Annotated in this window: 37 protein-coding genes and 1 pseudogene; 1 reads left to right on the plus strand and 37 read right to left on the minus strand. The window is 35.4% G+C overall.

Annotated elements, in window-relative coordinates; all coding sequences use genetic code 11:
• Positions 1-34: 34 nt before the first annotated feature.
• From SH603_RS00085 to SH603_RS00215, 27 genes and pseudogenes are all read right to left on the minus strand, one after another.
• Positions 35-1,165 carry an IS30 family transposase gene (locus SH603_RS00085; protein ID WP_013923736.1) on the minus strand — a complete coding sequence of 377 codons (1,131 nt, stop codon included), beginning with the start codon at positions 1,163-1,165 and terminating at the stop codon, positions 35-37.
• Between the two features lie 122 nt (positions 1,166-1,287).
• Entirely contained in the window at positions 1,288-1,806 is a 519-nt protein-coding gene (locus SH603_RS00090) for a hypothetical protein (protein WP_321533567.1), read from the minus strand.
• 123 nt (positions 1,807-1,929) lie between these two features.
• Positions 1,930-3,159: a hypothetical protein gene (locus tag SH603_RS00095; protein WP_321533568.1), complete on the minus strand. Its 1,230-nt coding sequence runs from the start codon at positions 3,157-3,159 to the stop codon at positions 1,930-1,932.
• A gap of 108 nt (positions 3,160-3,267) precedes the next feature.
• Positions 3,268-4,305 carry a site-specific integrase gene (locus tag SH603_RS00100; protein WP_321533569.1) on the minus strand — a complete coding sequence of 346 codons (1,038 nt, stop codon included), beginning with the start codon at positions 4,303-4,305 and terminating at the stop codon, positions 3,268-3,270.
• Between the two features lie 107 nt (positions 4,306-4,412).
• Positions 4,413-4,610 (minus strand): annotated as a pseudogene (locus tag SH603_RS00105) (IS30 family transposase); the annotation flags it as partial.
• Between the two features lie 39 nt (positions 4,611-4,649).
• Entirely contained in the window at positions 4,650-5,528 is an 879-nt protein-coding gene (locus tag SH603_RS00110) for an IS3 family transposase (protein ID WP_010011610.1), read from the minus strand.
• Between the two features lie 23 nt (positions 5,529-5,551).
• Entirely contained in the window at positions 5,552-5,839 is a 288-nt protein-coding gene (locus SH603_RS00115; RefSeq protein ID WP_259027554.1) for a transposase, read from the minus strand.
• Between the two features lie 72 nt (positions 5,840-5,911).
• On the minus strand, positions 5,912-6,865 hold the full coding sequence (locus SH603_RS00120) for an IS30 family transposase (protein WP_419182109.1): 954 nt from the start codon (positions 6,863-6,865) through the stop codon (positions 5,912-5,914).
• A 166-nt stretch (positions 6,866-7,031) separates the two neighbouring features.
• Positions 7,032-7,379, minus strand: a complete 348-nt coding sequence (locus SH603_RS00125) for a type II toxin-antitoxin system PemK/MazF family toxin (RefSeq protein WP_169477409.1) — start codon at positions 7,377-7,379, stop codon at positions 7,032-7,034.
• 152 nt (positions 7,380-7,531) lie between these two features.
• Entirely contained in the window at positions 7,532-7,882 is a 351-nt protein-coding gene (locus SH603_RS00130; RefSeq protein ID WP_321533571.1) for a hypothetical protein, read from the minus strand.
• A gap of 91 nt (positions 7,883-7,973) precedes the next feature.
• Entirely contained in the window at positions 7,974-8,261 is a 288-nt protein-coding gene (locus tag SH603_RS00135) for a DUF4160 domain-containing protein (protein WP_321533572.1), read from the minus strand.
• Complete coding sequence (locus SH603_RS00140) at positions 8,236-8,505, minus strand: hypothetical protein (protein WP_169478054.1); 270 nt, start codon at positions 8,503-8,505, stop codon at positions 8,236-8,238. Before SH603_RS00140 ends, SH603_RS00135 begins: the two co-directional genes overlap by 26 nt.
• A 113-nt stretch (positions 8,506-8,618) precedes the next feature.
• Positions 8,619-8,933: a hypothetical protein gene (locus SH603_RS00145; RefSeq protein ID WP_321533573.1), complete on the minus strand. Its 315-nt coding sequence runs from the start codon at positions 8,931-8,933 to the stop codon at positions 8,619-8,621.
• Positions 8,934-9,045: 112 nt separating this feature from the next.
• Positions 9,046-9,429, minus strand: coding sequence for a hypothetical protein (locus SH603_RS00150; RefSeq protein ID WP_321533574.1), 384 nt, complete (start codon positions 9,427-9,429; stop codon positions 9,046-9,048).
• Between the two features lie 88 nt (positions 9,430-9,517).
• Positions 9,518-9,763 (minus strand): hypothetical protein, encoded by a 246-nt coding sequence (locus SH603_RS00155; protein ID WP_003676499.1) that lies wholly within the window; start codon positions 9,761-9,763, stop codon positions 9,518-9,520.
• Positions 9,764-9,844: 81 nt separating this feature from the next.
• Complete coding sequence (locus SH603_RS00160; RefSeq protein WP_321533575.1) at positions 9,845-10,072, minus strand: hypothetical protein; 228 nt, start codon at positions 10,070-10,072, stop codon at positions 9,845-9,847.
• Positions 10,073-10,116: 44 nt separating this feature from the next.
• Positions 10,117-10,344, minus strand: coding sequence for a hypothetical protein (locus SH603_RS00165; RefSeq protein ID WP_321533576.1), 228 nt, complete (start codon positions 10,342-10,344; stop codon positions 10,117-10,119).
• A gap of 29 nt (positions 10,345-10,373) precedes the next feature.
• Positions 10,374-10,769 (minus strand): hypothetical protein, encoded by a 396-nt coding sequence (locus tag SH603_RS00170; protein ID WP_321533577.1) that lies wholly within the window; start codon positions 10,767-10,769, stop codon positions 10,374-10,376.
• A 175-nt stretch (positions 10,770-10,944) separates the two neighbouring features.
• Complete coding sequence (locus tag SH603_RS00175) at positions 10,945-11,199, minus strand: type II toxin-antitoxin system prevent-host-death family antitoxin (protein ID WP_321533578.1); 255 nt, start codon at positions 11,197-11,199, stop codon at positions 10,945-10,947.
• Positions 11,200-11,314: 115 nt separating this feature from the next.
• Positions 11,315-11,560, minus strand: a complete 246-nt coding sequence (locus SH603_RS00180; protein WP_321533579.1) for a hypothetical protein — start codon at positions 11,558-11,560, stop codon at positions 11,315-11,317.
• 45 nt (positions 11,561-11,605) lie between these two features.
• Positions 11,606-11,893 (minus strand): hypothetical protein, encoded by a 288-nt coding sequence (locus tag SH603_RS00185; RefSeq protein WP_321533580.1) that lies wholly within the window; start codon positions 11,891-11,893, stop codon positions 11,606-11,608.
• Positions 11,894-11,941: 48 nt separating this feature from the next.
• Positions 11,942-12,238 carry a hypothetical protein gene (locus SH603_RS00190; RefSeq protein WP_321533581.1) on the minus strand — a complete coding sequence of 99 codons (297 nt, stop codon included), beginning with the start codon at positions 12,236-12,238 and terminating at the stop codon, positions 11,942-11,944.
• A gap of 28 nt (positions 12,239-12,266) precedes the next feature.
• Positions 12,267-12,554, minus strand: a complete 288-nt coding sequence (locus SH603_RS00195) for a hypothetical protein (protein ID WP_321533582.1) — start codon at positions 12,552-12,554, stop codon at positions 12,267-12,269.
• 41 nt (positions 12,555-12,595) lie between these two features.
• Positions 12,596-12,889, minus strand: a complete 294-nt coding sequence (locus tag SH603_RS00200) for a hypothetical protein (protein ID WP_321533583.1) — start codon at positions 12,887-12,889, stop codon at positions 12,596-12,598.
• Positions 12,873-13,292, minus strand: a complete 420-nt coding sequence (locus SH603_RS00205) for a hypothetical protein (protein WP_321533584.1) — start codon at positions 13,290-13,292, stop codon at positions 12,873-12,875. The genes SH603_RS00200 and SH603_RS00205 overlap by 17 nt, the downstream gene beginning before the upstream one ends.
• Positions 13,293-13,312: 20 nt before the next feature.
• A complete protein-coding gene (locus SH603_RS00210; RefSeq protein WP_260241210.1) occupies positions 13,313-13,486 on the minus strand; it encodes a hypothetical protein in 174 nt (57 codons plus the stop codon).
• 5 nt (positions 13,487-13,491) lie between these two features.
• Complete coding sequence (locus tag SH603_RS00215) at positions 13,492-13,674, minus strand: hypothetical protein (RefSeq protein WP_321533585.1); 183 nt, start codon at positions 13,672-13,674, stop codon at positions 13,492-13,494.
• Between the two features lie 122 nt (positions 13,675-13,796).
• Here SH603_RS00215 and SH603_RS00220 point away from each other — a divergent pair, with 122 nt between their 5' ends.
• Positions 13,797-14,765 carry an IS30 family transposase gene (locus SH603_RS00220; protein ID WP_003668074.1) on the plus strand — a complete coding sequence of 323 codons (969 nt, stop codon included), beginning with the start codon at positions 13,797-13,799 and terminating at the stop codon, positions 14,763-14,765.
• Positions 14,766-14,814: 49 nt separating this feature from the next.
• Here SH603_RS00220 and SH603_RS00225 read toward each other — a convergent pair whose 3' ends face one another.
• From SH603_RS00225 to SH603_RS00270, 10 genes are all read right to left on the minus strand, one after another.
• Positions 14,815-15,087 (minus strand): hypothetical protein, encoded by a 273-nt coding sequence (locus SH603_RS00225; RefSeq protein ID WP_321533586.1) that lies wholly within the window; start codon positions 15,085-15,087, stop codon positions 14,815-14,817.
• 25 nt (positions 15,088-15,112) lie between these two features.
• On the minus strand, positions 15,113-15,439 hold the full coding sequence (locus tag SH603_RS00230; RefSeq protein WP_321533587.1) for a hypothetical protein: 327 nt from the start codon (positions 15,437-15,439) through the stop codon (positions 15,113-15,115).
• Positions 15,440-15,463: 24 nt separating this feature from the next.
• A complete protein-coding gene (locus tag SH603_RS00235) occupies positions 15,464-15,709 on the minus strand; it encodes a hypothetical protein (RefSeq protein WP_321533588.1) in 246 nt (81 codons plus the stop codon).
• A 26-nt stretch (positions 15,710-15,735) separates the two neighbouring features.
• A complete protein-coding gene (locus SH603_RS00240; RefSeq protein ID WP_321533589.1) occupies positions 15,736-15,915 on the minus strand; it encodes a hypothetical protein in 180 nt (59 codons plus the stop codon).
• An 82-nt stretch (positions 15,916-15,997) separates the two neighbouring features.
• The gene (locus SH603_RS00245; protein ID WP_321533590.1) at positions 15,998-16,177 is read right to left on the minus strand and encodes a hypothetical protein; all 180 of its coding nucleotides are present in this window, start codon (positions 16,175-16,177) and stop codon (positions 15,998-16,000) included.
• A gap of 41 nt (positions 16,178-16,218) precedes the next feature.
• Positions 16,219-16,545 carry a hypothetical protein gene (locus tag SH603_RS00250; protein WP_321533591.1) on the minus strand — a complete coding sequence of 109 codons (327 nt, stop codon included), beginning with the start codon at positions 16,543-16,545 and terminating at the stop codon, positions 16,219-16,221.
• Positions 16,546-16,610: 65 nt separating this feature from the next.
• The gene (locus SH603_RS00255; protein WP_321533592.1) at positions 16,611-17,093 is read right to left on the minus strand and encodes a hypothetical protein; all 483 of its coding nucleotides are present in this window, start codon (positions 17,091-17,093) and stop codon (positions 16,611-16,613) included.
• 39 nt (positions 17,094-17,132) lie between these two features.
• Positions 17,133-17,354 carry a hypothetical protein gene (locus SH603_RS00260; protein ID WP_169470773.1) on the minus strand — a complete coding sequence of 74 codons (222 nt, stop codon included), beginning with the start codon at positions 17,352-17,354 and terminating at the stop codon, positions 17,133-17,135.
• 61 nt (positions 17,355-17,415) lie between these two features.
• Positions 17,416-18,270, minus strand: coding sequence for a hypothetical protein (locus SH603_RS00265; protein WP_321533593.1), 855 nt, complete (start codon positions 18,268-18,270; stop codon positions 17,416-17,418).
• A 63-nt stretch (positions 18,271-18,333) separates the two neighbouring features.
• Positions 18,334-18,540: a hypothetical protein gene (locus tag SH603_RS00270; protein WP_321533594.1), complete on the minus strand. Its 207-nt coding sequence runs from the start codon at positions 18,538-18,540 to the stop codon at positions 18,334-18,336.
• Between the last annotated feature and the right edge of the window lie 58 nt (positions 18,541-18,598).

Genomic DNA, 18,598 nt, shown 5'->3' on the forward strand with positions numbered 1-18,598 from the left:
TGCCTAAATTTCAAGAATAAGTTAGCCACTGGACTCAAATAAATAATACTGACCAATTGATTATTGGTTGATGGAGCTGTGATATCTCTTGGTAGAAGGCCTTACGATAGATATCCATTGACGAATGTCCATTAAACATAGCTCGTGGATAGTGATTCATCCAATCATTAGTCGCTATGATCTGAGCACTACTATAGTTATTTATAGCTTCACCTTTGGTAATCTCCTTGCGGAGAAACCGGTTATTGATCTCATTGGATCCACGTTCCCAAGGGGAATACGGATCAGCATAGAAAACATGATCGTGAACTTGTGTTAACTCACTAAATTCTGAACCGTTGTCAGAGGTTATTGTCTTAAAGATGCGATAGTAAGCATCTGTGCCCATTTTCTGGCGTAAATTTATAAAGAACTGATTTACTGCATGCGCAGTTTTACCAGCAATTTTACTCGTGATATTAACTCGTGAAAGGCGATCAGTCATTACTAGTACAACACTGTCATTACCGTTTTTCTGTCCCTGAACTGTATCTAGTTCCCAATGGCCAATTTCGGACCGTTGGTCCGCAGTTTGAGGTCGTTGAGCAATATTAGGCCCTAAGCACCTTTTAGCTTGCGGATGAGTTCGATGATGCTTACGTTTAGGTTTTTCAAAGAGGTCTAAATTGGACGTACGAAGCACACCCTCATTAATCCATTGATATAAAGTTACAACCGACTTTGGGATCAGGGTGCCATCATTCATTAAATCTCGAGCCTTATAAATAACCGCTTGTGGGGAGTAATGGTGGTCGTCAAACTCACCAAGCATTAGCTGATCAGCTAATCGTAAAAATTGCTTTGAAGAATAATATAAGCGACGACGACCAGAATGGCGGTGATGTTCAAGATATGTGGCCTGACCAGCTTCATAACTATAGATGTAGTAAGAATATTCGTAAATCTTACCATTAGATTTTTGACGACGAAGTTGGCGGACCGTACCACGGTTGAGCTCGTTATTAATTGTTTGATGATTAACTCCTAATTGGCGACCAATTGCGCGATTGGAAAGTCCTTGCGACTTTAAAGTCGCAATCATCACACGTTCTTCTTTAGTAAGATGAGCATTCTTTTTATGAGTAGTCAATAAACTAGTAGACATGGTATCATTTAAGTGCGTCATTTGACGGACATCCTTTCATATAGGTTTGGTTCACTTAATATGATACCTGATGTCACGCCGAATGGCGTTTTTTATTTACCACCAACTGGGTGGCTAACTTCATTCTATAATCCACCTTTTTGTTACTTGCTGTACCATTGATTATTATTAAAAATTCCTGAATCATTTACTTTGTAAAGTGAGCAATCGCCAACTCTCGTGGCCGGCAATTCTTGAATAAAATTCATTTGTGTCTCAATGTTTCGTTTTAAATCCCGTTCATTAAAAGATCCATCTCTTGCTTTTAATCGGTTACGAGTAATTTCTGGATCTGTATATACGTAAAGTGGCAAAAAATCTATTTCAATAACATAATGAGAATATTCTAGTAATTTACGTATATCAGGTACGATAGTTGGTCCATGCATAGTTCTATCGGTGAGATCCATCCATACATTTTCACCAAAAATATCTCGCATGGATTCACCAACAGCTTGTAATTCGTTCCGTTGAGGGTTGGAACTTAATTTATTACAAATTTTATGTATTTCTTGCGCCAAACTGATTTTTTGATAATCAATTCCTGTAATATCAGTAATTATATCTGCAACAGTATCCTTTCCAGCGCCACCGCTGGAGCCCATAATAGCAATATTTTTCATTGCGTCCTCCTTCTTCTGTTGTTTACTAAATTAATATATATTTTTATTTCTTGAAAGTCTATTATTTGACTAAAAAGACATTTAAAGAAAAAAAGAGCCCATTCGGACTCTCTTCACAATTATTTAATTTTCATCTTGTACAGTAACGTATTCTGTATACTTCTTATATAGATTAGTCATTTGACGTCTTCTCTTAGCAATGCCCGAATTACCCTTATAATCCATTATATTTTGGCTGTCCATTGGAATCACACCATATTCTCGGAAACATTTATCTATTGCTCGTATGATCGCTATTTTATCTGCATTAGCGTTTAACTCTCGTTTTAATTGATTGGCAATATAGTAAACCTCACCACTTCGTCTAATCATAGTATAAGTTGGCTTCTTGCCTAATATGCTATCTACTTGACGCATTCTCTTATTAAGGAGAGCCCAAGTTTTGAGAGGTTGTTTTTTCTCCTGTTCAGTTAATTTAGGAGACTCATTCCGGAACACATAATCATTTTTAGAGGCACCTTTACACAATCTTTCAATATATCTAGCTTCATCTTCAGCGAGATATATTGTTCTAGGCATATCACCATTTATTGTAATTTGATTACCTTTAATATCTCCAACTTTTAACGTTGAAATTTCTTTATTATATTTATTTTCTCGTAATCCTCTAAAGATCAAGACAAAAATAGCTCCAATAGACGCTGGTTTTCTTTCCATAACCTCATGGACATCATCTATTGTAACAAAAGGAATTTCTCCATTCGCCAAGGCGGTATTACCATACTCCTGTGTAGCATAACTTTTTGTCGTCTTTAGAAAAATGTTAATGAATGTTTCATCATACACTTTTTTACTTTCTGGTAAATATTCTCCAGCGAATTCATGTAATTCTTTTATTAGTCGCGAAAGCAGATATATTCTGTTATTTGCTGTATATACAGATGCTCCTTGTTCTATTTGACTTTTAGCAAAACTAATTATGTCATCTTGATTAAAATTACGGAACGCTTTATCTATCGCTTTCTCTTCCTTAGAGACAATGTTCATGGTTGTCTTGAAAGAAAGTACCGTTGAAAATGGTATTTCCTGCTTTACACAGTAAAACAATAGTGCTGTTTTCAAATTGTCTTCATATTCGAATTCAGTATTTAATATTTCAGATCTTTCAGTATCAAAAATATTAATCGAAAAAGCTTCATTAAACGTTTCATTATTATTTAACACATTTTTAAAAACAATATTCTCATCTTGTTCTTCAGAAATAATTTTTTCAGAAGTTAAATCAATGAAATCATTCCCTATTAACGCTGTGGTTTTTCCCGATATATTATCTACTTTTTTTTCAATTTCCAATACATATCTCATTTTACCAAAACCTCTATTTTTCTTACCTAACTTACATCGCTGATTATAACAGCAAAAACAGTAAAATCATAGGCTTTTTGTGAGATTTAAAGATAATTAAAAAGTTAAATGAAATTTACTGCCTGTTCTCATAATCGTATTTTCAATTTCTGGTTGAGAGTGGATAATCATTAACAATTGTTCTTTTGATAAGTTGTCTATCTTATCAGCGTCAAAATTCTCTGTTAAGATTGCTGTTCCCATATGATTAGGATCTTCTTGTTGATGAATATAGTTTTCAGTTGTGCTTACACTTTCGTGATCACAAAAATCACGTACCAATAAAATGTCTTTGGTTTGAGCATATAGAGTCGTAGCAGCCCCCGCTTTTAGTGAGTGAATTACTAGGTGACGTCCCTTCTTTTCACTAAATTGTTTAAAGAAACTTCTCAGGCTATGTTGGCTCAATTCGTCAAATAATTTTTCATCTTTATTATTTCGATAAAAAATTCTATGCAGCTTATCATAATAAGCTCTAGTTAAGTACTTAGTATTTAACTTTGATCCTTTATCAAGAACTTCTAATTGCGCCCAATCTCCACCATACGAAGAATTCATTAAAGTGAAATCACTCCAAGTAATGTTAAAAGTTGCGGTAACACGAATTCCTGTTTTGTACATAAAATCAATTAACATGGCATACTTTTCTCCAGCGTTATCCACTTTTGTATTGAAATAATTTTTACTCTTTAACCATTCTTCCATTTCATTTAAATCCGTCAGTGAAATTGGTTCATAATGTTCTACATTATTCATGCCTAAACTTTGAACCTTAAAAACATCATTAGAGATTGAACTCATGTTTAACCCAGGAAAAATTTTCTCTTTACGAATAATGTTTAAGTACGACCGCATAGCAATAAGGTGCGATTTAATAGTAGAATCCTTAATATCTTTATCTCGTAGCGGCTTAACAAATTTATTAATTGTGTCACTATATCGTAAATTCTCAAAATCATCTCTTGTCAATTCATCTGGTTTTTTACCAAAAACCAGATCGCAATATATCTCCACAGAACAAGTATATTTCTTTAACGTATTTGGTGAATTAATAGAATTCTTCCACGTTAGATATGCAACTAATATTTTTTTCATATTTGAAACCCCTAAAATACACAAAATGGTCAATCAGCGTAGTTTAATGCGTCGATTGACCATTTAGTTTTAAACCCTAAATTTCAAGAATAAGTTAGCCACTGGACTCAAATAAATAATACTGACCAATTGATTATTGGTTGATGGAGCTGTGATATCTCTTGGTAGAAGGCCTTACGATAGATATCCATTGACGAATGTCCATTAAACATAGCTCGTGGATAGTGATTCATCCAATCATTAGTCGCTATGATCTGAGCACTACTATAGTTATTTATAGCTTCACCTTTGGTAATTGGTCCCCTGTCAATAAAATAGACAATTTAAATAGAGACTTTTTTGTCCTATGCCACGACTAAATTTTGAATTTGAGTTTGATACTCATCTTCAAGTTGCTTTGGTGATTTGAATCCACAGTGACTGTGAATTCTAACTGTGTTGTAAAACGTTTCAATGTACTGAAAAACTAGTCGTTTAGCTTCGGAGTATGAATGGATTTTAAACCGATTTATCCATTCACGCTTAATCAAGGCATGAAACGACTCAATGCAGGCATTATCCCAAGGATAAGCTTTCTTTGAATAGCTTAATGTCATGTTAGCTGTAACTTGATTGTAAGCTTCAGACGTAAACTGACTACCACGATCACTGTGCATGATTAATGGCTTGCTAATATGGCGACTGTGCTTAGTCTTTTCAATAAGTGGGATGACATTCGATACCTCCAAGGTTTCAGATAAGTCCCAACCAATGATCCGTCGGGAGTACAAGTCCATAATACTGGTTAAATAAACGAATCCGTCATGAACTGGAATATAAGTGGTGTCAATGCACCAAACGGCGTTTGGTCGCAATGGATTGAACTGCTCGTCTAAAATATTTATTAGCTGTTTATCAAACTTAGAATTGCGAGTGGTAGTCGTCCAAGGGGTTAGGTAAACGGCGTGAATGCCAAGTTCACGCATATACTTACCAACAGTTCGTTCAGCGATCTTATATCCTTTTGAGCGAAGTTCTTGGGTGATTTTGCCGGCACCGTAAATACAAAGGCTTTTGAGCCAAATTGCTTTAATTTCACCTTGAATAAACTTCTTCCGAAGCTTTCGCGGTGATTGGTGATTATGACGCTTTTCTCGTTGATAGTAACCACTTCTTGAGATTCCAACATAATCACACATACCATTGATGGAAGGGTGGGATTCCAAAGCGTGCTGAACGTCCATTTCTTGGTATACCTTTTCGGTAGTTACTTGCTCAGAATCCCGATTGATTTTTTTAACACTTCGATCGCTCCTTCAGCGTCACGGAGTTGACGCTTTAGTCGTGCAATCTCCTTGTCCTTATCGCTGGCAAAATTACCAGAGCCACGGCCAAACTCCCCAGTCTCAGTAAACAGCTTAATCCATTTATGTAATGTACTAGCCCCAATACCTAGATTCTTACTTATTTCATTCATGGTCATGTGATCCTTGTTATCTAAGTAATACTGAACGGCCTGTTCCCTAAATTCCTTGTCATAACTGTGCTTCGTCATTATTTGATCCTCCAATTTACTTCCTTAATTATACTAAATCAGAGTCCCTATTTAACTTGTACACTTTTTATTCTAGGACCAAATCTCCTTGCGGAGAAACCGGTTATTGATCTCATTGGATCCACGTTCCCAAGGGGAATACGGATCAGCATAGAAAACATGATCGTGAACTTGTGTTAACTCACTAAATTCTGAACCGTTGTCAGAGGTTATTGTCTTAAAGATGCGATAGTAAGCATCTGTGCCCATTTTCTGGCGTAAATTTATAAAGAACTGATTTACTGCATGCGCAGTTTTACCAGCAATTTTACTCGTGATATTAACTCGTGAAAGGCGATCAGTCATTACTAGTACAACACTGTCATTACCGTTTTTCTGTCCCTGAACTGTATCTAGTTCCCAATGGCCAATTTCGGACCGTTGGTCCGCAGTTTGAGGTCGTTGAGCAATATTAGGCCCTAAGCACCTTTTAGCTTGCGGATGAGTTCGATGATGCTTACGTTTAGGTTTTTCAAAGAGGTCTAAATTGGACGTACGAAGCACACCCTCATTAATCCATTGATATAAAGTTACAACCGACTTTGGGATCAGGGTGCCATCATTCATTAAATCTCGAGCCTTATAAATAACCGCTTGTGGGGAGTAATGGTGGTCGTCAAACTCACCAAGCATTAGCTGATCAGCTAATCGTAAAAATTGCTTTGAAGAATAATATAAGCGACGACGACCAGAATGGCGGTGATGTTCAAGATATGTGGCCTGACCAGCTTCATAACTATAGATGTAGTAAGAATATTCGTAAATCTTACCATTAGATTTTTGACGATGAAGTTGGCGGACCGTACCACGGTTGAGCTCGTTATTAATTGTTTGATGATTAACTCCTAATTGGCGACCAATTGCGCGATTGGAAAGTCCTTGCGACTTTAAAGTCGCAATCATCACACGTTCTTCTTTAGTAAGATGAGCATTCTTTTTATGAGTAGTCAATAAACTAGTAGACATGGTATCATTTAAGTGCGTCATTTGACGGACATCCTTTCATATAGGTTTGGTTCACTTAATATGATACCTGATGTCACGCCGAATGGCGTTTTTTATTTACCACCAACTGGGTGGCTAACTTCATTCTATAATCCACCTTTAGTTTTAAACTCCTTTATTTTGCCAAAAATTTCTTCTGCTAAAAACGCTATATACAAAAGTCATTAATTACTTTACTAAGTTGTGTTTTAACCTTGTTAAAATCTTCTAGTCGCAATTTATCCATTGGTAAGGAACGCACTCTTTCACGAGAATAACAATGGATTTGTGTTGCATTTACTCGACCATATATATTTGCATAGCCCTGTAAATTAACGTAACCATTAAAATAAGTCCCACCAGAAGTGATTGGTGCTACCATAAGATAATTTGTATTGCGATTATATCGATCGTTAGAAATAATTACCGCTGGATGAATACCTTCCATCTCAGTATCTATAGCCGGACTAAAATCCATGTAAATAATATCTCCCTGTTTATACTGTACTTTACTCATAATATTTACCTCCGTTAGCTAAAAAGACGATCGTTTTGAATGACGACCGCCTTTTTTCTTTTCTTGTTTATCAATTTTGCGTTTCTCTATAATACTGCCAATCAACGCTACAAATAGTACCACTGTATCAAATATAATGAATCGCATTTTCTCTAAATCCTTCCCATTAATTTCAAAACACCTTGTCGAAATTCATTAAAAAATTTTCGATCCTTACATGTTAGCTCCGTTGGTGACGTATCCACTCCACAGCCACCTGACATGAACTTAGTTAATAAATCTCTTCGTATTTCATAGATCGCCTCACTTCTATCAAGTCCATCTGTTAAAAAGTCTAGCCATTCTACTCGACATGGAACAGCTCTAATTGCTCCGTTTGGTGCAACTATTACCATATATTCCAAACCATTGTTATCATGAGCAAATTGTCCTCGTACACCCAATTCATTACACATAATCTCGAAAAAATTATATTCTTCTTGAATTAATCTTCCTCTGTTCATAACATTTCCTCCTAAATCGAATTTATTTTTAAAATCAAAAAGCACCATGAAAATTACTTCACGGTGCTACCATTATTACCAATCAAGGCTTTTATTTATAAAATTTTACTGTATCTTCTTCAAAGTAATCTTTCCACGCCGATAGCAAATCATTGTAGTTTACTACTAAGAATTTCTCCAACCTTTTTATCTCTTTTTTTGAAAGACCTAGTTTATCATCAGCTAGTTTAACACTTCCATCTTGGAGTAACCAAAATTTTGCCGAAACAGGTGAAGGACGTTTAACTGCTACATGGACATGTGCGGGTTCATTACCTTCGTTCGACCAAAAATAAATACAATAACCTAAAAAATTAATTAGATTCGGCAACTTTTTCACCTGTTTCTTTTGCCATCTCCATAATCAACTCTTGATTATTATTAAGGATTCGCTCTAAGTTCTGTTCTTCTTTTGACGTGTAACCATCACTAAATAGTTTTTTTTGTGTTGGCAATGTATAACGCGCCTCCTTAAATCCATAATCTGTTGGTTGTTCGAAATTTACATGAACAGAGCCATCGTTCTTTACATCAGAGTAAGTAATGATTAAATGTTCTGGAAAAGTTGCATATGGATATAACATTATTTTCACCTCGTTTACTCAATCATTAGTTCTACTACTTATTATATATTCTAAAGCTTAAAAAGAAAAATTATTTCTTTATTCTATTGTACCAATTTTGCTATTGCCTTTTACTACCATTCCATGTTTTTTAACTCTTCCCAATTACATTCGTCATCATACCATTCGACAAGTTGAGTTATCATATTTTTGATTATTTCTTCTTCGCCACCATTATCCCAATATTTATCAAATTGATCTTGAGTCCAACCAAATTCTGACTGGCGCCATTCTAATTCCGCATCATATTCGTCTGCTTGGTAACCAGGTGAATAGTAATAATCTAATTCTTCGGTGCCTCGCTTCATATGTACAATTAATTCACCGGCAAGATTTTCTTCGGTGCCTAACAATTTTGTCGATAATTTCTTTTCTACTAAACCATTCATGTTAATTTCCTCCTACATAATAAAGACTTCATTTGAATGCTGCCTAGTTTTCTCACTAAACATAATTCAAATGAAGTCCTTTAACTTCTATTAAAAATTCTTTTCCCACATGCTAGTTCAAAAAATCTTTAACGTTAATTCCAACGGTCGTATTATCTTTCCAATCGCCATTTTCGTCAAAGAATTTTTCTTGGGTGTGCTTTACATATTCAACGACTCCATTCCAAATTTCGCCGTCTGGATCATTTTCACTTGCTGCAAAGTGTACAACTTTTGCATAAGCAAGACGTACTGCATTATTATAAGTCGATAATTTTTCTTCTACATCATCAACATGACCATTAACCTTATAGTCCACCCAATGTTCCGCTTCAGTGTTAGCTTCTGGGGCGCTATAGTAAACTAAACCATTTTTGTTACTGAAATCTGTCATCTTTTTCTTGCTATCATCAACAATTACTTCTTGCTTTGTTAGTAAGTCGGTTACTTTAATCATGATGCTTCCTCCGTTTGTTCGTTATTACTAATATTTTACCAAACTCAAAATTGCTACAAAAATTTCTTTTTCTGTTAAATATTCCATACTACAAATCCTTGAGAGCGTCTATTAAATCAGAGTCTTCATCGAAAATTTTATCTATCATTTTCTGTGTATCTTTACTTATACTTTCTTTCTTTTTAAATGTTATTACTCGACCATCGGAAGAAATATCTTTTTCATATTCGTCACCTGGTTGAGCGTGCATTTTTTCTTTGTCACTCTTGGTCAATCGTAAGCCAAATGAATTTCCAGATTTAAAAAATTTTGAGTTTTCATGAATTTCTTGCATAATATCACCTCGTAATTACATTATAGTATATTGGTGATTACAATTTCTCCAATTCTTACTTTTGTAAAAGGCGTGTTTTATCTAATAGTGAAAACAATATAATTGCTTATTAGTTAATTCGTGACCATAAGCAAAAGCATCGTAAGTTTCTTCAGGGACAATTGGTTCTTCATCATAGACAAACAATTGTAAATCTGCATCTCCATCTCCATTTTCATGTTCGTCGTACCAATCGACGGCTTCCCACTCATCATTTGATGCAAATAATTCATTGCCTAGCCAATCACAAACTGAATAATACTTTCTCATGATAATTTCCTCCAATTCTTACCTTTGTGAAAGACGTGTTTTATCTAATAGTGAAAACAATATAATTGCTTATTAGTTAATTCGTGACCATAAGCAAAAGCATCGTAAGTTTCTTCAGGGACAATTGGTTCTTCATCATAGACAAACAATTGTAAATCTGCATCTCCATCTCCATTTTCATGTTCGTCGTACCAATCGATGGCTTCCCACTCATCATTTGATGCAAATAATTCATTGCCTAGCCAATCACAAACTGAATAATACTTTCTCATGATAATTTCCTCCAAATTCACTCGTAATCTTAAGCTGCCTTTTCTGCATAATTGATAATTTCTTTCACCATATCTAGGTAATCTTCAGATAACGTTGTTCCCTCTGGTATCCAGATTGGATAATCAAAGCTCGTTATCTCTTCATCAATATCAAGAACGGCTTCAACAGGACAATGATAGTTAGCTTCTTCTAACTCATTATGAACTAACTGAACACGTTTACTCGTTGCTCTGATATTCAATTCTTGAAGCATAATTTTAATGGCCAGTTTTGACGCCTGGCCGTACAACGCAAACTCATCATTTCTCCAATAATTATCCGTAATTAACTTTTTATTCTTGGCAATTGTTTCAGAAACGGTCTTAATAGTATTTGCCATGTTTAATAATGCTAATTTTTCTTTTTCGATCGTCTTAGTGTTCATCTTAATTTCCTCCTACATAATAAAGACTTCATTTGAATGCTGCCCTAAACATAATTCAAATGAAGTCTTTTAACTTCTATTAAAATTTCTTTTGCAAAAGACGTTTCAAAAAAAAGACCACCGTTGATATAAATTAGTGGTGGTCTTGCCCCTTTTTTCGACTTAATCGTGTAACTCATAATTCATTCCAAACCTTGTCGAAATCTTCATCTTCATCATTTTCTCGTTCTTTAATCTGCTTATTCACACCTTGGTTAACCAGAAAAAGAGTTTCCTGAATAGCCTTCCAATCATCTTCGCCAACTACGACGGCCCCTTTTTCTCCATCTTTCGTTGGTTTTACCATGACTGGCTGCTTGTCGTCGTTTACTTTCTTTATGAGCTTAAAAAATTCTTTTCGCCCTTGAGTTGGCGTTATTACATTGTCCATCGTATTTCCCTCCTGTACATTATCAAGTACATACATTATCTCATATGTACAAGATGACGTACAGCACATTAACTCTAGTTATTGTCCATTCTCAAAAAATCTATTTTTCCTGTTGCTACGCGACTTCCTCGATTTCACCTAATAGCTTAATTTCATAGTCAATGAAATCTTGATTTTGTAGCTCTCCAATAATAAGGGCATCTACATCTTCTGGCTCCATATCCATAATTTCTTCCAAACAATCCAATTCTGAACTATAGCTTTCTGGGAAGCGTTCCATTAGTAACGATACTAAATCATAGCGATTAACAATTACTTGGTATACAGAATTGTCGTCACGATCAATTGCAATTAACTTCATTATAATTTCCTCCAATTTTTAACTTTTCTAAAAGATATGTTTTATCTACATCCAGTCGTATCCTTTTCGTTTACAATAACTACTACGATTATCTCGCAATGTCTGATCACAATCTAATCCACGAGGATGTTTTTCATCTTCCTCGAATGCGTTCATCCAAATAGTGTTTTGACCCTCGCCAGCTAAATAATATTGTGGGTTAAGACCATATAGTTTACGTAATTGACACCACCGGTCATTGCAATGTGGCTGCCGACTAATATTTTCGTACCCGTAAGTTTTTTCGTGCATACGATGTACAATCTTTTTGTAACGAGAATATTGTTTGCTCATAATAATTTTCTCCACCTTTTACTTTTTCTAAAATATCCGTTTCGCAAATTAAGCAATTTCCTCCCAAGTGGACCAATCATCATAAAAATCAACAATGCCATCAACATAGTTGTCAATTTCTTTATCCTCGCCGCCGTTTTCCCAATAGTCGTCAAATTTTTCTTGCGTCCAATGCTCGTTGTCTAGGTAGTAGTCAATTGCCGACTCGTAAACAACGTCTGACAATCCACATTCAGCGATAAGGAGTTGTTTTTCTTCTTCCCCACGCTCTAATGTAAGAATTACCTCTCCAATTCCTGTTTCTACTAAACTTACTAATTCTGTGTGTAATTTTGTTCCGATCATGATAATTTCCTCCAATTTATACCTTTCTCTAATAGTCATTCATTAATTCATCAATACTACTTTCAACGCATTCAATAATTGCCGTTACAATGTATATACCGTTATCTTCAATACAAATTGGGACCCATTCCGCGACCGCAACAATTCGCTCATCACTTACGGGGATACCTTCTTCATTTAACTCGTCTACAATCATTCCCTCAAAATCGTCAATCGTGACATCGTCATCATTCTTACCTTCACCAAATTCTTTGAGTGCTGTTTGTGCTTGAAGTAGTGCTTCTGCTAATTGTTCTTGAATTTCAACCTTAACCATGTTAATTTCCTCCAATTCGTACCTATGCTAAAGTATCTGTTTTACCCACCAATAAACAAAACTACTTTACCTGTCGAAAGGGTTAATTTCTCGTCATCGCCATAGCCTTGCCACACATCGTCTATTGATGGGAATACTTCTAACAAGCCGTCATCATGAAACTCTTTAATGCTTTCGTAGCTTGTATGGTTGCTATTATCAATAATTTCTTGGATTTCTTTTGGCGTTAACTCACTCAATAAAGTTTCCATTTTATTCATTTCTCCAATATTTATTTTAATGATTGCCTTATCTTGGTAATTTTCTTTTGTCAGGAGCTTATTTACTTGGAACATTAATACCATTTGTAGACAAAAAATCGCATGAAAAATCACTTATAGACTCTACTTCATCTGTGCCTAACAATTCTTTAATTTCCTCCGCATTCTGTTTATAAATTTTCTTTACTTGTTTAATAATCTTCTTAGAGTGCAACATTGAACTTAACAACCACTGATCATATTCTTCATACGAACCCCAAATATCTCGAATTTGTTGGTCAAAAGCTTCATTAGCTTGTCCATTCAACGAAATATTAATGTCCCATAACCAATCGTTTAATACATAACCAATAAAAGCATTTTTAATATTTTCTTCAGAATTAAAACCATTTAGTGCTGCATCAATATATTTTTCTGCCTTTGCGTCCCAAAATGCTTCATGTGCTTTTGCGAATAAAGATTTTATTTGTGTTTCCATTTTTCTCCACACTCCTAAATTTATTTTCTAATATCAAATACGATGGAATTTTTCTCCATATTGTCCAAACCGACTAAGTATTGCCAATCTGGATTAATTTTTACTACATTCATCGACTTATCAAAGTAACAATAATCGCCTTGACTTTCCTCAAACTTAATCATGTCTTTCCCATTCATCCAAATTGGCTCCATCTTACTCATCCTCCAATATTTTCTTTTTCTTCTAACTGTTCTACTTTGTATCCAACATTTTCTAACGCTTCAATTGCCTCGGTTAAAGTCATTTCAACGCCAACGCCCCATGACTCGCCCCATTTAATTAATTCTTGTTCATTAACTCGTTCTCTAAATCCGTCACCAGTGTCAATTAAAAATCGCATTGTGTTACCTCTTAATAGTGAATTTATTTTTAATCGTCGTTTGTAAAATTAAGTTAGAAAAAGTAAAAAGCCATTTGTGATAGACTTTTGAATATTCCTAATCAAAAGAAAGGCAATCACAAATGACCTATAAACATCTTACCACACGTGAATTAACTCTCATAGCTGATTTTTGGTATCAAGGTACTAAAGCTTATCGGGCTGCTAAATTACTTCAGCGTAGTCAAGAAACCATCTATCGTGTTTATCGTTTCCTCAACGACGGTAAAACCATCGACCAATATCTTCAGACTTATCAGCGACATAAGCGTCGTTGTGGTCGGAAGCAGACCCAACTGCCAACTATCGAAGTTAACTATATCCATGCGCAAATCAAGGCAGGTTGGACTCCTGATACTATTATTGGTCGTCATGAACACCCAATTAGCTGCAGTATGCGCACCCTTTATCGCATGTTTGCCCGCAATCAGTATGGCTTTTCCGTTAAACAGCTACCGATGAAAGGAAAACGCCATCCCAATGGCTATGTGGAACATCGTGGTAAAGCTGGCCAATTAGGACGCAGTATCTATCAACGATATCGTGATTTTCCGCATTACCAACATGAATTTGGGCACTTTGAAGCTGATACAGTTCAAGGTAAAGCTCACCGCGGAGCGGTAATGACGCTAGTAGAGCGACAATCCAAAGTAATGATTGTCCTTAATATTCATCATAAAACAGACGAAGCAGTGAATTGCCAGCTTGATCAATGGCTCGCTAAACTGCCACGTCACTTTGTTAAATCAATTACTTTTGATAACGGGAAAGAATTTGCTGGATGGCGAGAAATAGCCAATAAGTATGATCTTCACACCTATTTTGCGGAAGTCGGTGCTCCCAATCAACGAGGGTTAAACGAAAATAATAACGGCCTCTTGCGTCGTGATGGTCTTAGTAAAAAGCTAGATTTTCGCGATTTACCAGACGAACTAGTCACTCAGCTAATGCATCGTCGCAACAATATCCCACGAAAATCTCTAAATTATCGTACACCATTAGAAGTATTCTTGAGTCATGTCACAGAAGAACAACTTTCACCTTTTTTCTAATTTAAATTGACATTTCAGGAATAGTGTATTTGATATGAGATTTTCTTTGTTAGCAAACTAAAACATTATCAATATAATCTAGTTCAATTTCACCTGGCTCTGTTTCATTAGGGTAATCAGCATCGCCAATTGATTCTGCGCTATAATGTCCTATAAGTTCCATTCCGAATAATTCAAATTTGAACTCAACATATTCTCCAATTGGTAAGTCACTATCATGATCCTCATTTAATTTCTCCCAAAATTCTACATTGAACTCATCAATATTTTTCTCCGTGACAATTCCGCGACTTTTCTCAATAACCAAATCATTCCAGCACATTTTTGATTTCCTCCTAAAATTACTTTTAACCCCAACCCCAGTCGGTAGTAACCACCTGATCGCCCTCGGTGCGATAAATGCAACTTTCATCACCGCTTTCAACCAATGCCTCTCCCAAGGCTTCTAAATCAATATAGTCAATAGGATTTGGGGCGCCGTTGTAATCTTGCTTGTCAAGATGGTTGTCAAGATACCAACCCTCTGTTAATTCGTAATAAGCGAAGTCTTCCAACGTGTCATATACACTCAAATTGCTTTCTTGCCATTCGCCTTTACCGAATACATCTAATAGTTCTTGTGCTAGTTCTGGCTTGTCCGCTTTTAACTCTGCAAAACTGTTGTAAAGTGTCATCTTAAATTTCCTCCTAAAATTTCTTTACATAAGAACTGAATCAACTTCTACTGGGATAATATCTAGGCATGATGTGGTACCATTTTCTCCATCAAAGCGAACACGGGTTCCGTATTCTTCCGTCCAGTAAAATTCTTTTTCTCCAGTGATATTCTTGAAAAGTCGTTCACCTGCTGTTTGCGCATTTTCAAAACAGCTATATAAACCAACTGGCGCAGGTACATTACTATCATTTTCATTTTCTCGGTAGATTAATTCATAAATTGTCATTTCAACTTCCTCCTAAAAACTCTTTGCTAGGCCACCAATTCAACTTCATAATCGTGACCTTGATAGTTTTCAATTGCTTCGATAGCTTCGTTCACCCCCATATCACAATCGGTATCGACTAATTCTTGTGCCCAACGAATTAAATTCTTCTTTGTTTCGTGCCACCAGTAATCTGATTGTTCTAAATCCTTGACCAAAAATAACATTCTAATTTCCTCCCATTCACAAATGCCGTCATATCAACGTTTCTAGCACCTAAATTTCTTTCTAAATTACGTGTTTTATCATCTAAGCAAATTGACCTAAAACCTTTGTCTGCTCTTCTTTACTTATTCCTAATTCATATTGAGTGTAGTCATTAAATACACCATTGTCTGCACTATCCTTTAACGCCTCAAGAACGACAGTCGCTTCAAGTGGTGATAATTTCCGCCCGTTAATAATAATTTCTTCGTTGTATAATTTCATGTTAATTTTCTCCACCTTTTACTTTTTCTAAAATATATGTTTTACCAATGGCTCAATTCTTCTAAATCGGAATAATCATTTTTAAGAATTTTATCAATAGTAGTATCAACTGCTGGCTCATAAAACGATACAAACCATTTCCCATCTTCTTTACCAAAATAGTTCACAATCGTTTCGTTGTTTTGAGGATCAATATTAAAGTGCTTGAAAACTCGGTTAACCACAATTTTTTCAAACAGATCGATATATTCTTGCTGATACTTTTCTGAATACTCTACTTCGTTATAAGCGTCGAACTGTAAACATTCCACGCCCGCCCTATCTAATTTATTCAAAACTGATAACTTTTTCGCTGTTAAAATTTCCATGATAATTTCCTCCACACTCCTAAAATATGTTTTCGTTCTGGTTTTATTACTAAAATTTCTTTTCTCTAATACAAGTAATCACGGTATTCAACCGAATCATCATTAATCAAATCTAAGTCAATATTCCCATTTTCGTCAGTTGCACCTTCGATAATTTTTACTTTATTTTCTCGGTATGCTAGTTTTAACACTTTAATCCAATGCTTCGGATGAAGTGCTTCATCCAATAATCTTTCGCTGTACAGATCAATAGGTGCCTTTTCATCAACCGTATGGTAAACAGTGTCTAATTCATAATCAAAAGCATTGCCCTGTTCCACTGGATTACTGAACAAGTCGAAATAAAAGTCCCATAGTACACACGCAATAAATTCTCCCTTAATAGTCTTTTTTGCACGGTACTTATCAGCATAATGTGTAAGCACTGAATCAAATGTAACCCCTGCACTAATGAATTTTCTCCGTTGTTCTGGTGTTGCATCATGCCAAGCCTTACTCTTAACTAATTCATTAACACTAAATGGTAGTAAATTTACATCAATCATCATTTCCTCCACACTCCTAAATTTTCTCTCTACACCAACCAATTAAAACGGGACTTCATTGGTTTCATAGTCCCAATTACGACGATCAAATTCCTCCATAATGGACTCGGTGTCGTCCCAAACGTAACTGCTGAGAAATTCCTCTAAATCAGTAATTCCCCACCATTCATTAACAATCTCCATTAACTTTTCTTTATCAAACACGGCCTCACAACCAATGCTTCCCTCAACACCTGTTTGATAATCCATGACAACTTCACTCATAGCCAATTCCTCAACTTTCCGTATATGATTTTATGTAAACTATATTTACTTAAATTTCTTTTTAGAATGTCCGTAACGGGGTAACTAATCCAATTCCACCATTTTCTCGTGTGAAAGTGAAAGGTCGTAAGGTACCATTAAACGAGAACTTCAAGAACTCTGTATTCTCGCATTTCTGTAATTCACTAATAAGTAGCTTCACATTGAAGTCAATTTCAAAATTCAGTCCCTTGTTATTCTCGACCTTGTGATTATCACCGATGAACAAATTGCGGTGCTTAATTTCTTGAATGTCATCACCAACGCCAATAACAACTTTGGAATTATCTTGAATTTCAAGATGAACATCGTAAAGTCCCTTTGTATTGGTCTTTTCCTTCAATGCTTTCAGAATAGGCAATAATTCTTTCTTCCGTGTTTCAAATTCAAACCGAGCATTATCTGGAATGAGAAAATCTAATTCCGGGTAGAATGCATTGAACCGTGTAAAAGTATCGTTGTCTGAATTGTCATCAATAAATGTTTCCTCATTACCGTCTAAGATTGCGACCTTGCCAGTGGGTTTATTATTTTTTCCGAACTCTGGAGTAATGAATAAGTGAGTACCATGTTTCGTCGGTGTCTTAGATAAATTCTTTGCAAACTTACCATCAATCAAAAATTCTTTTCCAACTAACTCATCGCTAGTGCTTGCTGCAACCTTTTGTTGCGTCAAAATATGAGAATCGGTTGCCTCAATAGTTAATTCATTCTCGTGAATTTCAACGTGAACATACTGTAATACCGGCCGTGAATCTGTTCGTGCCGTTGCTACGGCAACAAACTTTAGTGCCTTCAAAAATTCTTTTGCGTTCACAATAATTGCTTCGTTTACGTTACTAGTTGCTACGTTATTTAATAGTGTTTGTGTATTCATGTTAATTACCTCTTAATAGTGAATTTATTTTTAATAGTGTTTTTGTTATGATAATTTCTTTACTCAAATACCCAAGTCATTGTCTGGATCAATTACTTTATATTTCCATTTTCGGCTATCAAAGAAGTCGGCGATTGCATAGGCTCCGTCCCAATCATAGCCACTACGTACAAATTCTTTCCAGCTTATGCCCCATGCTTGTTGCAAGCATTTAATCAGTCTTTTCTTGTTAAAAAGGTAATACCCATTTTCGCTAAAATTCATCTTCATTATAATTTCCTCCAATTTGTAAATACTGTTATATCAACGTTTCTAGCACATAAATTTC

The organism is Limosilactobacillus reuteri (genome assembly GCF_034259105.1).
GTDB lineage: Bacteria > Bacillota > Bacilli > Lactobacillales > Lactobacillaceae > Limosilactobacillus > Limosilactobacillus reuteri_G.

Coding starts and splice junctions, on each gene's coding strand:
- SH603_RS00085 (WP_013923736.1), bottom strand. CDS start 1,165: ATGACGCACTTAAATGATACCATGTCTACTAGTTTATTGACTACTCAT.
- SH603_RS00090 (WP_321533567.1), bottom strand. CDS start 1,806: ATGAAAAATATTGCTATTATGGGCTCCAGCGGTGGCGCTGGAAAGGAT.
- SH603_RS00100 (WP_321533569.1), bottom strand. CDS start 4,305: ATGAAAAAAATATTAGTTGCATATCTAACGTGGAAGAATTCTATTAAT.
- SH603_RS00110 (WP_010011610.1), bottom strand. CDS start 5,528: ATGGACGTTCAGCACGCTTTGGAATCCCACCCTTCCATCAATGGTATG.
- SH603_RS00115 (WP_259027554.1), bottom strand. CDS start 5,839: ATGACGAAGCACAGTTATGACAAGGAATTTAGGGAACAGGCCGTTCAG.
- SH603_RS00120 (WP_419182109.1), bottom strand. CDS start 6,865: ATGACGCACTTAAATGATACCATGTCTACTAGTTTATTGACTACTCAT.
- SH603_RS00125 (WP_169477409.1), bottom strand. CDS start 7,379: ATGAGTAAAGTACAGTATAAACAGGGAGATATTATTTACATGGATTTT.
- SH603_RS00130 (WP_321533571.1), bottom strand. CDS start 7,882: ATGAACAGAGGAAGATTAATTCAAGAAGAATATAATTTTTTCGAGATT.
- SH603_RS00140 (WP_169478054.1), bottom strand. CDS start 8,505: ATGTTATATCCATATGCAACTTTTCCAGAACATTTAATCATTACTTAC.
- SH603_RS00145 (WP_321533573.1), bottom strand. CDS start 8,933: ATGAATGGTTTAGTAGAAAAGAAATTATCGACAAAATTGTTAGGCACC.
- SH603_RS00150 (WP_321533574.1), bottom strand. CDS start 9,429: ATGATTAAAGTAACCGACTTACTAACAAAGCAAGAAGTAATTGTTGAT.
- SH603_RS00155 (WP_003676499.1), bottom strand. CDS start 9,763: ATGCAAGAAATTCATGAAAACTCAAAATTTTTTAAATCTGGAAATTCA.
- SH603_RS00160 (WP_321533575.1), bottom strand. CDS start 10,072: ATGAGAAAGTATTATTCAGTTTGTGATTGGCTAGGCAATGAATTATTT.
- SH603_RS00165 (WP_321533576.1), bottom strand. CDS start 10,344: ATGAGAAAGTATTATTCAGTTTGTGATTGGCTAGGCAATGAATTATTT.
- SH603_RS00170 (WP_321533577.1), bottom strand. CDS start 10,769: ATGAACACTAAGACGATCGAAAAAGAAAAATTAGCATTATTAAACATG.
- SH603_RS00175 (WP_321533578.1), bottom strand. CDS start 11,199: ATGGACAATGTAATAACGCCAACTCAAGGGCGAAAAGAATTTTTTAAG.
- SH603_RS00180 (WP_321533579.1), bottom strand. CDS start 11,560: ATGAAGTTAATTGCAATTGATCGTGACGACAATTCTGTATACCAAGTA.
- SH603_RS00185 (WP_321533580.1), bottom strand. CDS start 11,893: ATGAGCAAACAATATTCTCGTTACAAAAAGATTGTACATCGTATGCAC.
- SH603_RS00190 (WP_321533581.1), bottom strand. CDS start 12,238: ATGATCGGAACAAAATTACACACAGAATTAGTAAGTTTAGTAGAAACA.
- SH603_RS00195 (WP_321533582.1), bottom strand. CDS start 12,554: ATGGTTAAGGTTGAAATTCAAGAACAATTAGCAGAAGCACTACTTCAA.
- SH603_RS00200 (WP_321533583.1), bottom strand. CDS start 12,889: ATGTTCCAAGTAAATAAGCTCCTGACAAAAGAAAATTACCAAGATAAG.
- SH603_RS00205 (WP_321533584.1), bottom strand. CDS start 13,292: ATGGAAACACAAATAAAATCTTTATTCGCAAAAGCACATGAAGCATTT.
- SH603_RS00210 (WP_260241210.1), bottom strand. CDS start 13,486: ATGGAGCCAATTTGGATGAATGGGAAAGACATGATTAAGTTTGAGGAA.
- SH603_RS00215 (WP_321533585.1), bottom strand. CDS start 13,674: ATGCGATTTTTAATTGACACTGGTGACGGATTTAGAGAACGAGTTAAT.
- SH603_RS00220 (WP_003668074.1), top strand. CDS start 13,797: ATGACCTATAAACATCTTACCACACGTGAATTAACTCTCATAGCTGAT.
- SH603_RS00225 (WP_321533586.1), bottom strand. CDS start 15,087: ATGTGCTGGAATGATTTGGTTATTGAGAAAAGTCGCGGAATTGTCACG.
- SH603_RS00230 (WP_321533587.1), bottom strand. CDS start 15,439: ATGACACTTTACAACAGTTTTGCAGAGTTAAAAGCGGACAAGCCAGAA.
- SH603_RS00235 (WP_321533588.1), bottom strand. CDS start 15,709: ATGACAATTTATGAATTAATCTACCGAGAAAATGAAAATGATAGTAAT.
- SH603_RS00240 (WP_321533589.1), bottom strand. CDS start 15,915: ATGTTATTTTTGGTCAAGGATTTAGAACAATCAGATTACTGGTGGCAC.
- SH603_RS00245 (WP_321533590.1), bottom strand. CDS start 16,177: ATGAAATTATACAACGAAGAAATTATTATTAACGGGCGGAAATTATCA.
- SH603_RS00250 (WP_321533591.1), bottom strand. CDS start 16,545: ATGGAAATTTTAACAGCGAAAAAGTTATCAGTTTTGAATAAATTAGAT.
- SH603_RS00255 (WP_321533592.1), bottom strand. CDS start 17,093: ATGATGATTGATGTAAATTTACTACCATTTAGTGTTAATGAATTAGTT.
- SH603_RS00260 (WP_169470773.1), bottom strand. CDS start 17,354: ATGAGTGAAGTTGTCATGGATTATCAAACAGGTGTTGAGGGAAGCATT.
- SH603_RS00265 (WP_321533593.1), bottom strand. CDS start 18,270: ATGAATACACAAACACTATTAAATAACGTAGCAACTAGTAACGTAAAC.
- SH603_RS00270 (WP_321533594.1), bottom strand. CDS start 18,540: ATGAAGATGAATTTTAGCGAAAATGGGTATTACCTTTTTAACAAGAAA.